We start from the raw sequence: 20254 nt of genomic DNA, 5'->3' as shown, positions 1-20254 counted from the left end.
AAAAACATATGGTGTAGATAAACTGTTAATAAGTAAATATTTAATCGTATTTTTACTACTTTTTTAAATATTCAGAAATAAATTAAATTTTAATTAAATTTGACCAACTAATTATAAAAACCTCATATTATGGAAATTAACTTTATCGCATTATTATTAGCTGCAATTGTAACCCTTGTAGTTGGTTTTATTTGGTACAATCCAAAAGTTTTTGGAACGATCTGGATGAAAGAAAATAATTTGACACAAGAAGAACTTCGAACAGGAAATATGCTCAAAATTTTTGGGTTAACCTATGTTTTCTCTGTTATGATTACAATGACACTTATGTCATTAACAATTCACCAGTCTGGAGCTATTGGAATGGTTGGCGGACCACCAATGATAGATAGCGCAAAACCATCATTTCAAGCATTTATGACAGATTACGGAATGGCTTATCGTACTTTTAAACATGGAGCACTTCATGGGTTTATATCCGGTCTGTTTTTTGCTTTTCCAGTAATTGGAATTAATGGATTGTTTGAAAGAAAATCATGGAAATACATTTTTATTCATGCCGGATACTGGCTTGTTACACTAACTTTAATGGGGGGTATTATTTGTGCATTTGCTTAAAAATATAAAAATCAAAACCCGTTTAAAGTAAATCTTAAACGGGTTTTTCTTAATAATAACTTAAACAAGTCCTGTTATTATAAATATTATCTAATTTTGAACAAATTAGCAATTACTCTTGAATACAACTTATTCTTTTCAAATATATAAAAGCGCATCATTACTACCCTTAGAATGGAATTCGCTTGCAACTAAAAACATTTTCTTAACTCGGGAATACCTCGAAGTGCTCGAAAAATCTTCTCCGGTAAATATGATTTGCCATTTTATCGGAATTTTTAAAAGCGAAAAATTAGTTGGAATTGCTTTAACCCAATTTCTGTTTACAGAAAAACTGGAATCTTTTGGCGAACGTGACCAATGTTTAAAAACATCTGTACGCAATTTTGCCTTCAAAAAATTTGCGTCACATGTTTTATTTATTGGCAACAATATGCTGACTGGCCAAAATGCATTTTCATTTGTCGAAAATGTAAATCAGTCTAAAATTATTAAAACACTCCATAAAGCCATTAACGAACTTAAAAAAGAACTTAAGTCAATTGGCAAAAAAGTGCATATTACCAGCATAAAAGATTTTACAGAAAGTGAAATAGAACCATTAAAAGCTGAATTTAAAAATAATTTTACATTTTCAACTCAGCCTAATATGATTTTTGAAATCAATAAAAACTGGAAATCAGAACAAGATTATATTGATGCGCTCTCTAAAAAATATCGGGATCAATATAAACGTGCAAGAAAAAAAATGGACGGCATCGAAAAAAGGAAAATGCCTTTGGCAGAGATTATCAAACATGAAAATGTGATTTATGATCTTTATTCCCATGTCGCCAAAAATGCACCTTTCAACACTTTCTTTCTGGCTAAAAATCATTTCAGCACTTTTAAGGAAATCATGAAAGAGAATTTTCTTTTTTACGGTTATTTTTTAGATGGAAAACTAATCGGTTTTAATACTTTAATCAAAAACGGAGCTGTAATGGATACTTATTTCCTGGGCTACGACGAAAGTATTCAGCGTGAAAAAATGCTATATCTTAATATGCTTTACGACATGATTGCCTATTCTATCAATCAGGGTTTTACTGAAATAGTTTTTGCACGAACAGCCCTTGAAATAAAAAGTTCTGTTGGTGCAAAACCATTAAAAATGTACGGCTTAATTACACATACTAATGCGTTAATTAATAAAAACATTGGTAAATTATTCGATTATTTAGAACCAAAAACCGATTGGAAAGAGCGAAATCCGTATAAAGAAATTAGTTAAGGAACCGCAATTTTCATTTGTTTGTGTAAAATATGAATTTCTAAATTAGTTTGAGCACCGCAATATTCTCCATCAATTTGAAAATTAACCGGATAATCCGTTTTTATAGTCGCTTTATCTGTCGAGATAATTACCACATCATCTGAATCCAGAGGCATATTTCCGGTAATAATTTTTCCGAGCAATAATACATCCAGACTTTTTAAAATCACCAATTCAAATCTGCCATCGTTCATAGCGCCATTTGGATTGATCGTAACGCCTGTTCCGTATTTCTGCGAATTGGCAATTACAATAATTCTGGCTGTATGTTCCACTGTTTCTTTATTCGCTGTAATCGTTGCTACAAAAGGTGCGGCAGATTCAACTAAAGTTGTGTAGGCTTGCAACGCATAACCCCAAATTCCGCGTAGATTACTTTGTTCGTAATTTTTTACCAAGTCAGCATTGATTCCAATATCGCTTAAATGGATACTTTTTTTGCCGTTAATACAAATCATATCCATTTCGATATAATGATTGAGAAAGGCAATTTTTAGGTTTTCCTCGATCGTTGTCGGCAAACTTAAATCAACAGACAGGCCATTTGCAGATCCTGCAGGCAAAATTCCAATGATAATGTCGTGATCTTCCATCGCTTCGGCAACCATTTTTATGGTCCCGTCACCTCCGGCAACAATAATTCGTTCTGGCTTATATTGATCATAAAGTGATTGTATTTGTCTTAAATCGCTTTTGCCTGTAGTTTCATAAACTTCAAGATCAAAATGATTTGTAGTTGCAAACTCTTGTACGGCTTCTATTAAATCTGTTTTATCCAGATCTCCCGAAATTGGGTTTACAACAAATATGATATTCTTTTTCAAAATTTTATTTTTTAAACCGATTAAAATAATTAATTTACAGTCTACATAAAAATACACAATTAATGAAACCAATCCTACAATTATATCGCGGTTATGCTAATGAACAAGAATTAATTGTAATGGGACACGTTTTTAAAAGGACTTATGAATATGATTTTCAGAAAAAAAACCTGAAAAATGCCAAATCAATAATCAATCAGTTCAGAATAAAAACCATTAAAAATCATGATGTTTATCTAAAATTCGACAATCAGGAAATACATTCAAAAACATTAGACGATGGTTATTTTAAATTTTGTATTCCGATAGAAAAAAAAATTGACTTTGGATGGATGGAATATGAAGTGCTTATAAAGTATAAATCAGAAATTATAACAGCAAAAGGAAGTTTTATTCATCCTCACGATGGAAACTTAGGGATTATATCTGATATTGATGACACTTTTTTAATTTCACACACACAAAATATATTCAAAAAAATATATATTCTTTTGTTTAAAAATGTAAATGATAGAAAAGTATTTAAAGATGTTGTTCCACATTATCAAGCCTTAAGCTCAGCCGGAAGAAATAATAAAGACGAGCAAAATGCCTTTTTTTATATTTCGAGCAGTGAATGGAATTTGTATCAATTTATTACAAGATTCACCAAAATACATCAATTACCAAGAGCTGTTATTTTATTGAAAGATATTAAACGCGGCGTTACAGATTTTTTTATGAGTGGAAGAGGAAACCACGATCATAAATTTGATAAAATAAAACATGTTTTAGAGTTTTACCCCAATCTTAAATATGTTTTATTGGGAGACGATTCGCAACATGATCCGATTTTATATGAGCGTATTTGCAAAATATTTCCCGTAACGGTAAAAGCGGTTTATATTAGACAAACCGGCAAACGTAAAAAAGAAGCTACGAAGACTATTTTGAAAAATTTAGAAAATCTAGAAGTTTCAGTTTGTTATTTTAAAGATAGCAGTGAGGCAATTATGCATTCTAAATCTATTGGGATTATTAAGTGAGTTTAATTTGTTTCAGGTTTCATGTTTTTATTGGAACGTGGATGACGCGGGTTTTATTCTCCTTTTGTCTTTTATTCTTTTTTTGTTATGTGGCTATGATAAGCTCTTTTTCAGGAGCTAATCCCGCTATCCGTTTCAATCTTTTGTGGCTCCCGATAGCTATCGGGACCACCACAAAAGGATTTCCACTTCTATCGGGGCTAGGCAAATCATTTTCATAAGAATGTTTTCGTGCAGTTTGTCATTTCCACGGAGGAGAAATCACACTAGAAACTTCTCAATCAAAATCGCCAATCTTTGTAGAGTTCCGTGTGTGATTTCTCGTTCCTCGAAATGACAACTCTCAGCATTCTAGCCGAGATTGAAGTGAAAAGTCCAGAGCTAAAAAAACTAATTTTTCTTGCCGGAAAACAGCGACCAGCGGAATCTCGTTTTATGGCTTAGAAAAATAGTTTTTTTTAGCGTCCCAATAGCTATCGGGATGTAACGGAAAGCTGGATTAGCTCCTGAAAATCATAAAAAAACCTTTATCAAAGTTCAAAACTTCAATAAAGGTTTATATAATGAAATCTCATTTCAAAAAACTGAAACTGATACTGAAAATTAATTAAGCATTAAAATTATCAATCTCTTCCTGAACCACTTCCCAGTCTAAAAGTAATTGGTCAAGGTCTTTTTTCTTTTTATTGTATGCTGTAAAAAACGAAGCGTCTTCGATATGTTTGTCGTAATTAGAAGCCAGCAATTTATCGTCGTGCTGAATGTCTTTTTCTAATTGTTTGATTTGACTTTCTACTTTGCTTAATTTGTTTTGAAGTGCTTTTCCTTTTTTCTGGTCTTCGTATGAAGCTTTATTGGTTTCTTTTGGAGCAGCCGCTTTAGCAACGTCTTTTTTCTCGACTTCGCGCATGTTTTCAAGATTGCGCTGTTCTAAGAAATAATTGATATCTCCTAAATATTCTTTTATCTTTTGATCTTTAAATTCATAAACAATGTTCGACATTCCTTGCAAAAAATCTCTATCGTGAGAAACCAATAATAAAGTTCCTCCAAATTTTTGCAAGGCTGCTTTTAAAACGTTTTTAGATTTGATATCTAAGTGGTTCGTAGGCTCATCCATCAACAAAACGTTGATTGGCTGCAACAACAACTTACAAAGTGCCAAACGGTTACGCTCGCCTCCTGAAAGTACTTTTACTTTTTTCTCGACATCATCGCCACGGAATAAAAACGAACCTAACATATCACGTACTTTAGATCTGTTGGTGTCCATTGCGGCATCTTCCATTGTTTGTAGTAATGTAATTTCGCCATCCAGATATTCTGCCTGATTTTGAGCAAAATAACCTAATTGAACATTGTGGCCTAATTTGATGTTTCCCTGATATTCAAACTCATTTACAATAGCTTTAATGAAGGTTGACTTTCCTTGTCCGTTTTGACCAACAAAAGCAATTTTGCTTCCGCGTTCTACCAATAAATCGATATCTTTTAAAATAACTTTATCGCCGTAAGCTTTAGTTACATGTTCAGCTTCAACAACCACTCTTCCAGGTTCTTTTGAAACCGGAAAAGATATATTCATTACAGAATTGTCGTCTTCATCAACTTCAATTCTTTCTACTTTATCTAGTTTTTTAATCAATGATTGCGCCATTGAAGCTTTTGAAGCTTTTGCACGGAATTTCTCGATTAATTTTTCTGTTTCTTCAATTTTCTTAGCCTGATTCTTTTGAGTAGCTAATTGTTTCTCACGAATTTCATGACGCAATTCTAAATATTGAGAATAAGGCTTGTTAAAATCGTATGCTTTTCCTAATGAAATTTCGATCGTACGATTCGTAACATTATCCAAAAACATTTTATCGTGTGATACAATCACCACAACACCAGGATAATTGCGAAGGAAACCTTCTAACCAAATGATACTTTCGATATCTAAGTGATTGGTTGGCTCATCGAGAAGCAATACATCATTTGACTGAAGTAATAATTTCGCTAATTCGATACGCATTCTCCAACCTCCTGAAAATGTTTCAGTTTGGTTGTTAAAAACTTCTCTTTTGAAACCTAATCCCAAAAGAATTTTTTCCGTATCACCTACATAATTATAACCTCCTAAAAGTTCAAAACGGTGTGTGTAATCTGATAAATCCTCGATGATCTGGCTGTATTCTTCACTTTCATAATCGGTTCTGGTAACCAATTGGTGATTAATTTGTTCCAGTTTTTTTTCAACAATTTTTATCTCTGTAAAAGCTTCGTAAGCTTCTTCAAGAACGGTTCTTCCTTGTTCGAAATCGATATCCTGACGTAAAAACCCCATCCTGATATCTTTCTCCTGAGAAATAACTCCAGAGTCAGGAGCAAAATCTCCTGCTAACATTTTAAGCATGGTAGATTTTCCTGCACCATTTTTTCCAACAAGTCCTACCCGATCACCGGCACCTAACCGAAAAGTTACTTCTTCAAACAAATAAGTACCTCCGAAAGAAACCGATAAATTATGTATATTAAGCATGTATTGTTATTTTATAACTAATTGATTTTGTAAATTTACATTCCCAAATCAATGGGAAATATTAATTTTTTGCAAATGTTAAAAAAAGGATCCAAACTAAATAGTATTTTAACAGGAAGTTGTCCAAAATGTCAAAAAGAAAGTATGTATTTAGACAAAAATCCGCTTCATTTGACTAAAGTTCTAAAAATGAACGATCATTGCAGTCATTGTGGATTAAAATATCAGATTGAACCATCGTTTTTTTACGGTGCAATGTATGTAAGTTACGGATTGAATGTTGCTGTGGGAATTGCGGCTTTTATTGTTTCATTTGTATTTTTTGGAGTCACTATAGAACAATCATTTCTGACCATCGTCATCTCATTAATTGTGCTATTCCCTTTCGTTTTAAGGCTTTCAAGAAACTTATACATTAATATGTTTGTTTCGTACGATCCTAAGGCTGGTCATAAATAAGCGTTTTCAAATATTTTTTATGAAATCTTTTAATATCAATTTCAGGACTTAAAGGAATATCATTTTCAATATTATCAAATAAAGCTTTTGCCATAGCTGGTCCAAGCATTACGCCGCGCGTTCCTAATCCGTTAAGAATATGCAGCGATTTACGTTCATGATGAGTCCCAATCAAAGGTCTTCTGTCTTTAACCGTTGGTCGAACTCCACCAAAATGCTGTATGATTTCAAAATCACACATCAGAATTTCTTTAATACGATCAATAAGCTCCTGTTTTCCTTCTTCAGTTGGTAAATCGGTTTTGTCCTGCCAATTATAAGTTGCTCCTACTTTAAACAAGTCATTACCCATTGGCAATATAAATACACTGGTATTTACAATAACATTAAGGTCCAAATCGGGTGCTTTTATAACAAGTAGTTCACCTTTTGTTCCATCCAAAGGCAAGTAATTAAAAAAAGCATTTTTATGTAATCCAAAGCCTTCTGCAAAAATAATATTGCGGGCTTTTATATTTTTGTATTGAATTCCGTAATCAAAAAATTCAACGTAGAGAGAGTCAAAAGATTCCTCAACTAATAGATTATTTTCTTGTAAGTATTTCTTATAGGTATCTAATAATAATGCCGTGTCTACATATCCTGTATGCAATACTTCTCCATAATCGTATGGAGAGTCAATACCACTATATTTTTTAGAAATTATTTTTGTAGATAAAAAAGGTGCCAGATTTTTTTTATCCGAAGCAGCAAACCAGTTATTTTGCTCTTCAATCGAAAAAAACTTCCTTAAAATAGGAAGCCTGAAATTAAATTTCGTTTGTAGCTTTCTTTCAATATCATTGTAAAATTCGTCCATTAAAGTCAATTGTTCTTCTGCATTCCAAACTTCACTGAAACGTTTTAAAATAACCGGATTATACAAACCACCAGCAACTCTTGAAGAAGCTTGCGATTTATTATCCATTACTAAAATAGATTTATTGTTTTTAAGGGCTATTTCAGCAAATGAAATTCCGGCTAATCCAGATCCGACAATTAAATAATCAAACATATTGTAATAGGTAAAAGAAAAAAAACTCTTAATACAAAAGTACTAAGAGTTTTTGTTATAATGTATATAGAGACTTAGTAGTTCCACATATCTTGCTCAAAATTACGTATTTTCTCTTTTACTCTTTCAGATTCAAACAATTGACTTTGCGCATCATCTCTTATATATTGTTTGATCTCACGATCTCCATACATATTTTCTTCTTTATAGATAACTGCATTAAATCGCCTTGAATTCAATATCTGATCAAAAGAAATTGGTACAGCCGAATTAGCATCATTAAAAGCTTTTGCTTCATGCAATGCAACCCGTGCATCTGGGAAGAAAACCCAAAATAATTCAATATAATCCTTTTCGTCACTATTCATGGTATAAACGTCCGGAGTTACAGGGCAAATACCTAATAAACGATATTTTAACTCACTTTGACGTTTGTCAAAATACCAATATCCTTTAATTTTATATTGTGTAACATCTGCTGCTGTAAGATCTTGTCTTAAGATATATTCAGCAGGGACCGTTCGTGTTGGCCCTATAGTTTGATCAACATAGGTTACGACTTTCTTTTTACCTGTTCCTGTTACTACTTTTTTCTTCACTACTCGTGTCCTATAATCATCAGGATATTGATTAATCAGTTCTCTACCCGCATCTGTTGTGTCAACACGAGATAATGAACCTTGAATATCTTTTAAAGTTTTTTTGGTATTAAAATAACTATCAGAATACACTTCTGTTATTTTCCCCTCTCTCATAGCTTTAGTCAAAACATCATACAAGGAACGTCTGTCTGGACCAATATTAGCAGAATCTACGGGAAAATATAATGGAAAGTTGATTTTTTCGTTTAAATCAATAATTTCCCAAACTGTCTTTCCCATTAAAACATCCCTGTCGTCAACATAACCATATGACAATGGTTTGTCATTGTCTGAAATAAGCTGAGCAGGGCTTTTTTGCCCAATTTGATCAGCTGTTTTTGCGTTAAGCAAATTCGACTGTGCATTAGAAACAAAACTTCCTAAGACCCATATAATAGCAACTAAAATTTTCTTTATATCCATCATCATATCGTTAAAACATTTCAAACGTAAAATTACATATTTTATTGTTATTTTTCCTACATAAATAAAAAAACAATAAAATTTAACAATTTCTCCAAAAGGGAATTAAGGATTAAAAAATCCAACCAATTTCAGGTATCAATAATTTTAATTAAGATGGGGCAAAAAAAAACTCTTACTACAAATATAGTAAGAGTTTTTTATAAAATTTTGATTTAGAACTTAGTAGTTCCACATATCTTGCTCGAAGTTACGGATTTTCTCTTTCACTCTCTCAGATTCTAACAATTGATTTTGTGCGTTATCCTTCATGTATTCTTTGATCTCGCGATCTCCGTACAAGTTTTCTTCTTTGTAGACAACAGCATTAAAACGTCTTGAATTTAAAATTTGATCGAAAGAAATTGGTAATGCTGAATTGCTATCGTTAAAAGCTTTTGCTTCATGCAAAGCTTCTCTTGAATTAGGATAGAAAATCCAGAACAACTCAATATAATCCTTTTCGTCACTGTTCATAGTATAAACGTCCGGAGTTACAGGACAAATACCTAATAAACGATACTTCAATTCACTTTGACGTTTGTCAAAATACCAATATCCTTTAATTTTGTATTGTGTAACATCTGCAGAAGTAAGATCCTGTCTTAAGACATACTCAGCAGGAACTGTTCTTGTTGGCCCAACTGTTTCATCAACATAAGTAACCACTTTCTTTTTACCAGTACCAGTAACTACTTTTTTCTTCACAACACGTGTTTTGTAGTCATCAGGATATTGATTGATTAACTCTCTACCAGCATCTGTTGTATCAATACGAGATAATGAACCTTCAATATCTTTCAAAGATTTTTTAGTATTGAAATAACTATCAGAGTACACTTCAGTTATCTTGCCATTTTTCATAGCTTTAGTCAAAACGTCGTATAATGAACGTCTGTCAGCACCAATGTTAGCAGTATCTACCGGAAAGTATAATGGAAAATTAATTTTCTCATTCAAATCAATGATTTCCCAAGTAGTTTTTCCCATCAATACATCTCTGTCATCTACATAACCGTAAGCTAACGGTTTGTCATTATCTGAGATAAGCTGTGCAGGAGTCTTAAGTCCTATTTGTGCAGGTGTTTTTGCATTAAGCAAATTAGATTGCGCGTTAGCAGCAAATCCTCCTGCAATAGAAACAATAGCTATTAAAAAATTTCTTACTTTCATCGTGGTATCATTATAAGATATTGAACGTAGTTTTACCTACTTTATTATTGTATTTCGTAAATTACCGGAGCAGTTCTTGGTAATAAATAACTACCAGCTCCAACAAGTTTAGTTTTAATTTCAGAAATAGTAACCTGATCTCCTTTTCCAGCTCTTGAAAGAATTTGTTTGCATTGTGCATTTAATCTGTTTCCAGTTACAACAACTGTAGGTTGTCCAGTAACTTTTAAGTTAAATCCAACAACATCTAAACCAACTTCGAAATCAAAATCAAGTAATTTAGCACCAATTGTAGCAATTTCTAAGTTAGATTTAGGCCCTTTAACAACACCCATTTCACCTCTAATTGTACCTGTTGGTCCAGGAATACCTTTAATTCTAAATGTTTTCTTATCTGTAACTTTATCTCCGTTTGGTAATGTTCCGGTAACAGAAATTGTAGCTTCTGTTCCTTGACCCGGGCTCATGTTATATTTACCTGGTTTACCAGCAGAAGCTAATCCTGGCGCGCTTGCAACAATTTTGTTAGCATCAACACCAGCAAAAGATACAGAAATTGGGTTAACAACTCCTCTATAAACAACATTCATTTTATCAGCAGAAATAGTAGCTGAGTTAGGTCTTGGTACTACAACATATTTTCCAGCAAATTTAAGTGGAATGTTTTTACCATCCTCTAAGAATGTAAATTGTCCATTAATATCTTGCTCTCCAACACCACCTGCAGTTAATGAAATAACAGCTTGTCCGTTAACAATTTGTCCAGGACCTTGGAATGAAGTTGGTTTTGTATTTTCGTCATAACGACCTAAAACTACTTTACCAGTTACTTTTTCTCCTTGGAAATAAGCATTTTTATCTAAAACAACGATCGCTTGATAATTACTGTAAGAAGCAGCAGCAACCGCAGCTTTTCCTAGAGCACTGTTGTAAACATCAGTTTCAGCTTTTTTAACGTCATTTTGCCAAGTTGAAAGTTTTGCAGCCGAAGCAATTGCAGGGAAACCTTTAAAGTGGTAATCTAAGTATTTTTGTTTTACACCTTCTTTATTTTTTACATCAGAAACATCGAATTTTTTTTCAATCTCTGCGATAATTGGAGCATATTTTTTATCTGTTCCTAAAGCAGCTTTCATGTCTGCTTTGTATTTTTGAATTGCAGCAATAATATCGTTACCTTTTTTAGTGTAACCGTCTCCTGTGAACCAGTCGTCGATATTATCTCCTCTATCCATTGCCTCATATGGCAATTTTCCAGTTTCTTTTTCTACTTCAAAACCTTTGATAGATTGAGCCTTTAAAGTTGCTATATAATCATAAAATCCTTTTGAGATAGCTTCTACTTTGTGAGCAGTTACTGCAGCAATAGCGAATTCTCCTTTTGCTTCAGCAGCTTTTTGATCTAAAGATGTCAATAATGAAGTGTTTGTTGCAACTGAAGAAGTGTTTGCATCTTCAAATTTTTCATTCATCAAACCAAAAGCAGAAATTACTTCTTTCGATACGTTCATTGCCAACATTGCGATGAAAACCAGATACATCAGGTTAATCATCTTCTGTCTAGGGGTTAATTTTCCTCCTGCCATTTTTTTCTAATTAGTTCTTATTAATAATTTTAATATAATAGTCAAAAACTAATTATCCTTTGTTACTCATTGCAGAAAGCATACCACCGTAAACACTGTTTAAAGAAGCAATGTTTGCAGTCATAGATTGCATTTGTTCTTTTAATTTAGATGCATTGTCAGCAATTTCTTTATTAGCTTCAGCATTTCTTGAAGCACTTTCTAATTGAACTTTGTATAAGCTGTTTAATGATTCCATTTGAGCAGCAGCCATAGATAATTCTTCGCTATATTTTTTAGTAGAAGCGATTGAATCTACAGTAGGAGCAATTCCTTTAGCAGCTGATTCGAAATTTTTGATGCTGTTTCCTAAACTTGACATTAACTCACCGTCAATTTTAGCTTCTTTTAACATTACGTCTAATTTTTGAGACAATAATCCTTGAGCATCAGAAGGAGTTTCTACTTTGTCAGATTTTTGTCTAGCTTGTCCGTTAGCTAATTCCGGGTAAACAAGTGTCCAGTCTAATTCATCTTCAACTGGTTCGAAAGCAGAAAGGGCAAAGATTAACGCTTCAGTTAATAATCCCACAGAAAGCATTACAGTACCTGTTAATGGTCCAATTTCAAAGTGAGTAATTTTGAATAATGCTCCAACGATTACTACTGCCGCTCCCATACCATAAGCGAAATTCATTGCTTTTTTACTTAATAATGCCATAATGATAATTTTTTTTTAGGTTTTAATTTAAAATAGATTCGATTTGGTTATTGATTTAATTATAATTTACTTTTTCTTTTTTCCGCCCGTTACTTGAGTTCCCATGTAATCTTGTACAGTTCTGAAACCAATATAACTTCTAGCAGAATCCGCGTATTCGTGATCACGAGTACTTACTTGTAGGAAGTAAGCAACGTCTTTCCAAGATCCTCCACGAACCACTTTTCTTTGGTTGTTTCCATCAATTACGTTAGGGTTCATTGTAGAAACATATTCGTAAGCATTTGGATTATAAGCTGAATCCGTCCATTCTGAAACGTTTCCTGCCATGTTGTATAATCCGTAACCATTTACTTCATATGATTTAGCCTCAACTGTATACAAAGCTTCATCAGCAGCATAATCTCCTCTGCTTGGTTTAAAGTTTGCTAAGAAACAACCTCTGTCACTTTTAGTATAAGGACCTCCCCAAGGATAAGTAGCAGATTCCAGACCTCCTCTTGCAGCATACTCCCATTCTGCCTCAGTTGGCAATCTGAAAGAGTTTACTAAGTCACGTCCTTTTTTCTTAGATTTAATGTAGCTGTTTTTATTTAAAGTTCTCCAAGCACAAAATGCTTTTGCTTGTTTCCATGTAACTCCAACAACAGGGTAATCTCCGTAAGCTTTGTGCCAGAAATAATCATTATGCATTGGCTCATTATATGAGTAAGCAAAATCCTTAATCCATACTGTAGTATCAGGATAAATTCTCACTTGTTCTGTTTTTACAAAGTCTTTTCTTTTTCCAACTTTAGCTTTTGCTGCAGCCTGGATATCCATCCAAGAATAACGGAATTTCAATTTATTTACATCAACTGTTCTTAAACCATTATATGATTCTTCAATTGGTAAATACATAGAGTCCATTACCTCAGTATAATACTCATCCGGATAACCTTTTGTATCTTTAATTAACTTAACTTTTTTGTTTAATTTTCTACCAGCATAAGGATCATCTTTTGTTCCAACGCTATAGTAGTTATCATACATATACTTATCGTAAGCCGTCATTTTATCTGGCTCAGAATCGTTAAATGCATAATCAGCAATACTTCCAGCTTTTTTACCTTTACCATCTGACGATGCTTTTTGACCAGTTTCATCAGCTAAAATAGCCAAACGCACTCTCATTGTAGAATCTTTTACCCATTCTACAAATTGACGATACTCACTGTTAGTGATTTCAGTTTCATCCATGTAAAACGAACGAACTGTTACAGTTTTAGTTGGAGCATCCTCAACATTAGCTAAATCAGCATCTGATTTACCCATGATAAAAGATCCGCCTGGAACCAAAGTCATTCCATATGGCTTTTCGGGATGCCATTTCCCTCCTGTAACACCAACTAACTCTCCTTTGTCACCTGACTTACCACAGCCGATTACTAGTGTTAAAATTGCTGCAAATGCAATAAACTTCTTCATATAAATTTGGGATTATCTATTCATTATTATAAGTCCGTAAACGTATTTATTATTTATTAAAAAAACAACACTACTCACGAAATTTATTTCACCGTTCAAAAATAATGTTAAATAAAATAAAAAAAAAATATTTTGTCGATAAACTAACGCAAAAAACCGACGTAAAACGTTAAATTTTATATTTTATAAATATTAACTTACTAAATTTATTTAACAATTTTTTACAAAAATTCTATTTTTCTGATTTTCGTTAAATTTTTGCTCTACAAAGCGTTTTTTCTCTGCGCTTTCCACCATCTTTCCGGCAATTCTTGGTTGCAAGCGCACAAATATTCGTCATAAGAACAGGGTAATAACGTATTTCTTTTCAATTTATTGTGACCATTTGATTCAAATGGAATTTCGATCCACCAACGATCAGTTTTGTCACTTTTATAAAAAATTAATTCTTCATCTTCCATTGGAACTATATATTTCAAATAGTTCGTTCTGCTTCCAAAAGGATACTCTTTAGAACGATAATGATACCCTTCTATAAAATACCAAATAATTTGCGCAATCATTGCAGACTCATATACGGTATTATTGTGATTAAAGATTCCAAATGACGAAACTTTATCGCTAATTCCCGCGTATCTTGCTAAAGCACAGATCTCTTTACCATTAAAACCATTAGGTTCAAAATTAATATTATTACCCGAAGCCGATGATTTTACAGAATTCAAATCGATACTAACTAAATCAGCATCTCTAAAAACAGGTTCTGCCAGAGCTATATTATTCGAAATTTCACCTAATCGGTATGCATCAAAGAACAATTTTTCTATCAAATCAATTTCTTCCTGAGAATTGTAATAGGTTTGATAACCGATATTACAATAATTAAAAAGGTTATTTGGCTCATCAATTATGATTTTTGTAAGATATGAATTGGCAGAAACCGTCTCATTTTCCTTGCCAAAATCAAATCTGTTATCCACAGCAACCATATTAACCATTTGCTCTAAATCATCATAAGCACGATACAAAGCATAGGTTAAATCCTGTGAACCTCCCAGGACTATAGGAATCACTTTGTTCTTAATTAATGCCGAAGTTACCTTCTTAAGTGCAAAATAAGTATCCTCTACAGAATCGCCTGCAAGAATATCTCCTAAGTCAGCAATAGACGCATCCCAATTACCTGGAAACATGCCATAAAGCTTTTTACGAACAGCCGTCAGGTTTACTTCATTAACGATATCAATATTTCTACGATCTTCTAAAACTCCAACAATAGCAATAGTAATTTTGCTAATATCCGGAAACTGATCCTGTGTGTGCAAAACAATTTTGCTACCCAATTCTTGAGAAGACAACGAACTAATGAATTTTAAAATTCCTTCGTTAACTGGTTCTAGAAAATCAAATTCCATTTTTTATTTCTTTTTTGCAGCTGCTTTTTTAGCCGGTGCTTTTTTTGCGGTTGTTGCTTTTTTTGCTGGTGTTTTCTTTGCCGGAGTTTTAGCTGCAATCATTTCCTGAACCTGAGCCAATGTCAATTGTGTAGCATCAACATCTTTGCTTAATTCAATTTTGATCTTACCTTTTGTAATCACCGAACGACCCCAACGCGCTTTTTCAACCAAAATTCCTTCGTCTTCCCAATTGTGAAGAACTTTATCTATATTTTTCTGTAATTTATCTTCAATTAATTCTTCAACATCTTGTTGCGATAAATTATCAAAATTGTATTTTTTGCTTACGTTTACAAAAAGACCGTTCCATTTAATGAAAGGACCAAAACGCCCCACACCTTTTTGAACTGCTTCTCCTTTATATATTGCAATTGGCGCATCAGCAAGTGCTTTTTCGTCAATTAATTCCTGTGCTCTTTCTTTAGCAACTCCAAGCGGATCTTCTCCTCTTGGCAATGAAATAAAAACACTTCCGTGACGTACGTAAGGTCCATAACGACCATTACTTACTTCTACTTCTTCTCCTTTATATTCTCCTAAACTTTTAGGAAGCAAGAATAAATTTAAAGCTTCTTCAAGTGTAATGTTTCCAATATTCTGATCAGACATTAAGCTTGCAAACTTTTTATCTTCATCGTCAGCTTCTCCAATTTGAGCCATTGGTCCAAATTTTCCTAAACGTACAGATACTTGTCTTCCGTCAGCATCTTTACCCAAAATTCTTTCTCCACTTTCACGTTCTGCGTTAGCTTCAACTTCTTTTACATTTGGGTGGAATTTATTGTAGAATTCCTGCATCATGGTTGCCCAGTCAATATTTCCTTCGGCAATTTCGTCAAAATCCTGTTCTACTTTTGCTGTAAAATTATAATCAAGAATATTTCCGAAATTTTTAACCAAGAAATCAGTAACAATTGTTCCGATATCTGTTGGAACTAATTTTCCTTTATCAGAACCTGTATTTTCTTTCAGCAACTTCTCTCCAACTTTACCAGTTTGCAAAGTAAGTTGCGTATAATTACGTTCCTGACCTTCAAGAGTTCCTTTTTCAACATAATTTCTGTTGATGATAGTCGAAATAGTTGGTGCGTACGTAGACGGACGTCCAATTCCTAATTCTTCTAATTTTTTCACCAAAGATGCTTCTGTATAACGAGCCGGTGGCCTTGAATATCTTTCTGTAGCCGTAATATAATTGTTTACTAACTTTTCGTTTACTTTTAATGCAGGCAGCATTCCTTCTTGTTCTTCCTCATCATCATCGTGCCCTTCAAGATATACTTTAAGGAAACCCTCAAAAAGTAAAACTTCTCCTGAAGCTGTAAAAAGCTCATCGTGATTATTAGCTTCAATTTTTACATTTGTTCTTTCTAATTGTGCATCACTCATTTGAGACGCTAACGTTCTTTTCCAGATCAAATCATACAAACGAGCCTGATCACGATCAATATTTACGGTATGACGCGACATATCCGTCGGACGAATTGCTTCGTGCGCTTCTTGTGCTCCTTTGCTTTTATTGGCAAAAGTTCGAGGTTTTGAAAACTCTTTTCCGTATGATTTTATAATTTCAGCTTCGGCAGCATCCATTGCATCTTTAGAAAGGTTCACACTATCCGTTCTCATATAAGTAATAAGTCCGGCTTCGTACAAACGCTGTGCAAGCTGCATGGTGATTCCTACCGGCAAATACAATTTTCTTGCAGCTTCTTGTTGCAATGTAGAAGTTGTAAATGGTGCTGTTGGAGATTTTTTGGTAGGTTTAGTTTCTAAATCTGCTACCTTATATTGTGATCCGATGTTTTGTTTTAAGAAATCTTCGGCTTCTTTTTTAGTATTGAAATTTTTTGGCAATTTAGCTTTAAAAGCTTTCCCTGCCTCATTTACGAATTCTGCAACAACAGAATAACTGGCAACTGCGTTGAAATTCTGGATTTCGCGTTCTCTTTCTACAATCAAACGAACAGAAACTGACTGTACACGTCCGGCAGAAAGTCCTCCTTTAATTTTTCTCCATAAAACCGGAGATAATTCATAACCTACTAAACGATCCAAAACACGACGTGCCTGTTGTGCATTTACTAAATTATAATCAATTTCTCGTGGATTCTCGATTGCTTTAAGAATCGCAGATTTGGTAATCTCGTGAAAAACAATTCGTTTGGTTTTTTTTACATCTAGTTTTAATTCTTCCGCCAAGTGCCATGAAATAGCTTCTCCTTCGCGGTCCTCATCGCTTGCTAGCCAAACCATTTCGGCATTTTTAGATAGTGTCTTTAATTTACTTACTAAGGCTTTTTTATCAGGAGAAACTTCGTATTTAGGTTTAAATCCATTTTCAACATCTACCCCTATTTCCTTTGATGGTAAGTCGGCTATGTGTCCATAACTAGACTCGACCTGAAAATCACTTCCTAGAAATTTCTCTATCGTTTTCGCCTTTGCAGGTGATTCCACTATTACTAAATTCTTTGCCATTGATCTATTTTTCTGCAACAAAAGTAGAAGTTTTTTTTAAATATCAACCCCGATAATGCATTTTTGAGGTATTTTGATATTATGTTTCCAAAAATTGCAGATTTATCTGTAAAGTAATGCATTATATATATAGGTATAACTTTTAAAGAAAGTACGATTCAGATATGCTCTTTTTTTAACAGTAAACTTCTTAGAAGGAATTTTAAATTGTAGCTTCAGACTTTAGCTTTTAGATTATTTATATACTACATGCTTTTGGAAACACTAAAATTTTACCGCAGAGGCCGCAAAGGTTTTACACAAAGTTTGCTAAGTTTAATTTGAGCTGAAAATTTTCAGAGAAAGTTCGCTAAGCTTTGAGAATCTTTTTTAATCCTTTAATCTGAAACTAAGTTTATTAAAGAAAAGGCTTCTATAGGCGCTATAAACCTATCTAAAATCTATCCCGAGGCTTCGGGACAGAATTCTAAAATCTTTTTCCTGCCATCTTGTCACAATTATACCTTTTGCGTTATCTTTGCACTTTGAAATTATACAATGGAAAAGATTATTGAAGAAAGCAAACAGGGTGAAAGTCTTGTTTTGGAGAATAAGCCTGAGAATACAAAAAAACTTTTTATAGAAAGTTACGGTTGTGCGATGAATTTTTCGGACAGTGAGGTCGTAGCTTCCATTTTATCGATTAACGGATATAATACTACTCAAACTCTTGAAGAAGCAGACTTGGTTCTGGTAAATACCTGCTCGATTCGAGATAAGGCAGAACAGACTATTCGTAAACGTCTGGAAAAATATAATGCAGTAAAACGTATTAACCCGAAAATGAAAGTAGGCGTTCTAGGCTGTATGGCCGAACGTTTGAAAAGTCAGTTTCTAGAGGAAGAAAAAATAGTCGACCTTGTTGTTGGTCCTGATGCTTACAAAGATCTACCCAATTTATTGGCAGAAGTTGAAGAAGGCCGTGACGCTATCAATGTCATTTTATCGAAAGAGGAAACATACGGAGATATTTCACCGGTTCGTTTGATGAGCAACGGAATTACAGCTTTGGTTTCGATTACCCGTGGTTGCGACAATATGTGTACGTTTTGCGTTGTACCTTTTACACGCGGACGTGAGCGTAGCCGTGAGCCACAAAGTATCATGAAAGAAATTCAGGATTTATGGGATAAAGGCTTTAAGGAGATTACACTTTTAGGTCAAAACGTTGACAGTTATCTTTGGTACGGCGGCGGTTTGAAAAAAGATTTTGTAAACGCCTCTGAAATGCAAAAAGCAACGGCCGTAGATTTCGATCAATTGCTTGAAATGGTTGCAGTAGGTTTCCCAAAAATGAGAATCAGATTTTCGACTTCTAATCCGCAGGATATGCATGAAAGTATTTTGCATGTTATTGCCAAATATCCAAATATTTGCAAACACATACACTTGCCTGTTCAGTCTGGAAGCAACAGAATTCTAAAAGAAATGAATCGTTTGCACACTCGTGAAGAATACATGATTTTGATTGATAAAATCAGAGCAATTATTCCAAATGCTTCGATTTCACAAGATATGATTGCCGGTTTTCCAACAGAAACGGAACAAGATCATCAGGACACGATGAGTTTAATGGAATATGTAAAATATAATTTTGGTTATATGTATTCATATTCTGAGCGACCTGGAACTTTGGCCGGAAGAAAAATGGAAGATGATGTTCCAGAAGAAACAAAAGCCAGAAGATTACAGGAAATTGTAGATCTTCAGCAAAAACACGCCTGGTTTAGAAGTGAAGAATTCGTTGGACAAACTGTTGAAGTTCTTGTAGAAAAAGTTTCTAAAAAATCAAAAGAAGAATTTTCAGGAAGAAACTCACAAAGCATTACAGTTGTTTTCCCGAAAGAGAATTACAAAATTGGAGATTTCGTAAACGTAAAAATCACAAGTTGTACTTCAGGAACCTTAAAAGGTGAAGCTGTGGGATATTCTGAAATGAATTAAAAAAAGTTCGCCACGAATTTCACTAATTTACACTAATTTTCTTACTTTATTTTTTTTAATTCTATAAGTTTGCGCAAAAACACATTATGGAATTATATAGAAAAGAGGAATATTATAAAATAGTTGGGATTTGTATGGAAGTTCACCGAATACTTGGCGGAGGACTTCTTGAAATTGTTTACAAGGATGCTTTAGAATATGAATTTAGAAAACATAATATTCCTTTTCAGCGTGAAAAAGAATATAATATCAAATATAAAGACATTGTTTTAGCACATAAATTCTATGCTGATTTTATAGTTTATGACGAAATCATTTTAGAAATAAAAGCATCAAAAGATATAATTGATGAACATATTGCACAAACAATAAATTATTTAAAACTTGCAGATAGTGATTTAGGAATTATTGTTAACTTTAATAAAAAGTCATTAGAGCATAAAAGAGTTATTCATTGACCCCGATTTTAAAATTTGTGAAAATTCGTGAAA

16 protein-coding genes are annotated in these 20254 nt (G+C 33.3%); 6 read left to right on the top strand and 10 right to left on the bottom strand.

Annotated elements, in window-relative coordinates:
- Positions 1–129 precede the first annotated feature (129 nt).
- Together BUE22_RS17925 and BUE22_RS17920 are read left to right on the top strand one after the other, a co-directional pair.
- Entirely contained in the window at positions 130–618 is a 489-nt protein-coding gene (locus tag BUE22_RS17925; RefSeq protein WP_042563884.1) for a DUF1761 domain-containing protein, read from the top strand.
- 118 nt (positions 619–736) lie between these two features.
- Positions 737–1891 (top strand): peptidogalycan biosysnthesis protein, encoded by a 1155-nt coding sequence (locus BUE22_RS17920; protein ID WP_073397140.1) that lies wholly within the window; start codon positions 737–739, stop codon positions 1889–1891.
- Here BUE22_RS17920 and BUE22_RS17915 read toward each other — a convergent pair.
- Positions 1888–2757, bottom strand: a complete 870-nt coding sequence (locus tag BUE22_RS17915; protein WP_073397357.1) for a diacylglycerol/lipid kinase family protein — start codon at positions 2755–2757, stop codon at positions 1888–1890. The genes BUE22_RS17920 and BUE22_RS17915 overlap by 4 nt on opposite strands.
- A 62-nt stretch (positions 2758–2819) precedes the next feature.
- On the opposite strand from BUE22_RS17915, the gene BUE22_RS17910 reads away from it, so the two are divergent.
- Positions 2820–3782: an App1 family protein gene (locus BUE22_RS17910; RefSeq protein WP_073397138.1), complete on the top strand. Its 963-nt coding sequence runs from the start codon at positions 2820–2822 to the stop codon at positions 3780–3782.
- A 607-nt stretch (positions 3783–4389) separates the two neighbouring features.
- Here the strand turns inward: BUE22_RS17910 and BUE22_RS17905 are convergent.
- The gene (locus BUE22_RS17905) at positions 4390–6303 is read right to left on the bottom strand and encodes an ABC-F family ATP-binding cassette domain-containing protein (protein ID WP_042563881.1); all 1914 of its coding nucleotides are present in this window, start codon (positions 6301–6303) and stop codon (positions 4390–4392) included.
- A 75-nt stretch (positions 6304–6378) separates the two neighbouring features.
- Here BUE22_RS17905 and BUE22_RS17900 point away from each other — a divergent pair, with 75 nt between their 5' ends.
- A complete protein-coding gene (locus BUE22_RS17900) occupies positions 6379–6762 on the top strand; it encodes a DUF983 domain-containing protein (protein ID WP_073397355.1) in 384 nt (127 codons plus the stop codon).
- On the opposite strand, the gene BUE22_RS17895 is transcribed toward BUE22_RS17900, so the two are convergent.
- The 8 genes from BUE22_RS17895 to topA form a co-directional block, all read right to left on the bottom strand.
- Positions 6743–7816 (bottom strand): NAD(P)/FAD-dependent oxidoreductase, encoded by a 1074-nt coding sequence (locus tag BUE22_RS17895; protein ID WP_073397136.1) that lies wholly within the window; start codon positions 7814–7816, stop codon positions 6743–6745. The two genes, BUE22_RS17900 and BUE22_RS17895, sit on opposite strands and share 20 nt — an antisense overlap.
- A 74-nt stretch (positions 7817–7890) precedes the next feature.
- Complete coding sequence (gene porN / locus BUE22_RS17890) at positions 7891–8880, bottom strand: type IX secretion system ring subunit PorN/GldN (protein WP_073397134.1); 990 nt, start codon at positions 8878–8880, stop codon at positions 7891–7893.
- A 222-nt stretch (positions 8881–9102) separates the two neighbouring features.
- On the bottom strand, positions 9103–10092 hold the full coding sequence (gene porN, locus BUE22_RS17885) for a type IX secretion system ring subunit PorN/GldN (RefSeq protein WP_042563878.1): 990 nt from the start codon (positions 10090–10092) through the stop codon (positions 9103–9105).
- A gap of 44 nt (positions 10093–10136) precedes the next feature.
- Positions 10137–11678, bottom strand: coding sequence for a type IX secretion system motor protein PorM/GldM (porM, locus tag BUE22_RS17880; protein ID WP_073397133.1), 1542 nt, complete (start codon positions 11676–11678; stop codon positions 10137–10139).
- 52 nt (positions 11679–11730) lie between these two features.
- Complete coding sequence (gene porL, locus BUE22_RS17875) at positions 11731–12378, bottom strand: type IX secretion system motor protein PorL/GldL (protein WP_042563876.1); 648 nt, start codon at positions 12376–12378, stop codon at positions 11731–11733.
- Positions 12379–12444: 66 nt separating this feature from the next.
- Entirely contained in the window at positions 12445–13845 is a 1401-nt protein-coding gene (gene porK, locus BUE22_RS17870) for a T9SS ring complex lipoprotein PorK/GldK (protein ID WP_042563875.1), read from the bottom strand.
- Between the two features lie 263 nt (positions 13846–14108).
- Entirely contained in the window at positions 14109–15260 is a 1152-nt protein-coding gene (locus BUE22_RS17865) for a formimidoylglutamase (RefSeq protein ID WP_073397132.1), read from the bottom strand.
- Between the two features lie 3 nt (positions 15261–15263).
- The gene (gene topA, locus BUE22_RS17860; RefSeq protein WP_073397131.1) at positions 15264–17780 is read right to left on the bottom strand and encodes a type I DNA topoisomerase; all 2517 of its coding nucleotides are present in this window, start codon (positions 17778–17780) and stop codon (positions 15264–15266) included.
- 537 nt (positions 17781–18317) lie between these two features.
- Here topA and miaB point away from each other — a divergent pair.
- Both miaB and BUE22_RS17850 read left to right on the top strand, forming a co-directional pair.
- Positions 18318–19763 carry a tRNA (N6-isopentenyl adenosine(37)-C2)-methylthiotransferase MiaB gene (miaB, locus tag BUE22_RS17855; RefSeq protein WP_073397130.1) on the top strand — a complete coding sequence of 482 codons (1446 nt, stop codon included), beginning with the start codon at positions 18318–18320 and terminating at the stop codon, positions 19761–19763.
- Between the two features lie 86 nt (positions 19764–19849).
- The gene (locus tag BUE22_RS17850) at positions 19850–20221 is read left to right on the top strand and encodes a GxxExxY protein (protein ID WP_073397129.1); all 372 of its coding nucleotides are present in this window, start codon (positions 19850–19852) and stop codon (positions 20219–20221) included.
- Positions 20222–20254 lie beyond the last annotated feature (33 nt).

The organism is Flavobacterium pectinovorum, assembly GCF_900142715.1.
Classification (GTDB): Bacteria; Bacteroidota; Bacteroidia; order Flavobacteriales; family Flavobacteriaceae; genus Flavobacterium; species Flavobacterium pectinovorum.
This window is presented reverse-complemented; position numbering and strand designations above follow the sequence as displayed.

What these genes read in the sequence shown, in the direction of transcription:
- BUE22_RS17925 (WP_042563884.1), top strand. Translation starts at nt 130, where the DNA reads ATGGAAATTAACTTTATCGCATTATTATTAGCTGCAATTGTAACCCTT.
- BUE22_RS17910 (WP_073397138.1), top strand. Translation starts at nt 2,820, where the DNA reads ATGAAACCAATCCTACAATTATATCGCGGTTATGCTAATGAACAAGAA.
- BUE22_RS17905 (WP_042563881.1), bottom strand. Translation starts at nt 6,303, where the DNA reads ATGCTTAATATACATAATTTATCGGTTTCTTTCGGAGGTACTTATTTG.
- BUE22_RS17900 (WP_073397355.1), top strand. Translation starts at nt 6,379, where the DNA reads ATGTTAAAAAAAGGATCCAAACTAAATAGTATTTTAACAGGAAGTTGT.
- BUE22_RS17895 (WP_073397136.1), bottom strand. Translation starts at nt 7,816, where the DNA reads ATGTTTGATTATTTAATTGTCGGATCTGGATTAGCCGGAATTTCATTT.
- porN (WP_073397134.1), bottom strand. Translation starts at nt 8,880, where the DNA reads ATGGATATAAAGAAAATTTTAGTTGCTATTATATGGGTCTTAGGAAGT.
- porN (WP_042563878.1), bottom strand. Translation starts at nt 10,092, where the DNA reads ATGAAAGTAAGAAATTTTTTAATAGCTATTGTTTCTATTGCAGGAGGA.
- porM (WP_073397133.1), bottom strand. Translation starts at nt 11,678, where the DNA reads ATGGCAGGAGGAAAATTAACCCCTAGACAGAAGATGATTAACCTGATG.
- porL (WP_042563876.1), bottom strand. Translation starts at nt 12,378, where the DNA reads ATGGCATTATTAAGTAAAAAAGCAATGAATTTCGCTTATGGTATGGGA.
- porK (WP_042563875.1), bottom strand. Translation starts at nt 13,845, where the DNA reads ATGAAGAAGTTTATTGCATTTGCAGCAATTTTAACACTAGTAATCGGC.
- BUE22_RS17865 (WP_073397132.1), bottom strand. Translation starts at nt 15,260, where the DNA reads ATGGAATTTGATTTTCTAGAACCAGTTAACGAAGGAATTTTAAAATTC.
- topA (WP_073397131.1), bottom strand. Translation starts at nt 17,780, where the DNA reads ATGGCAAAGAATTTAGTAATAGTGGAATCACCTGCAAAGGCGAAAACG.
- miaB (WP_073397130.1), top strand. Translation starts at nt 18,318, where the DNA reads ATGGAAAAGATTATTGAAGAAAGCAAACAGGGTGAAAGTCTTGTTTTG.
- BUE22_RS17850 (WP_073397129.1), top strand. Translation starts at nt 19,850, where the DNA reads ATGGAATTATATAGAAAAGAGGAATATTATAAAATAGTTGGGATTTGT.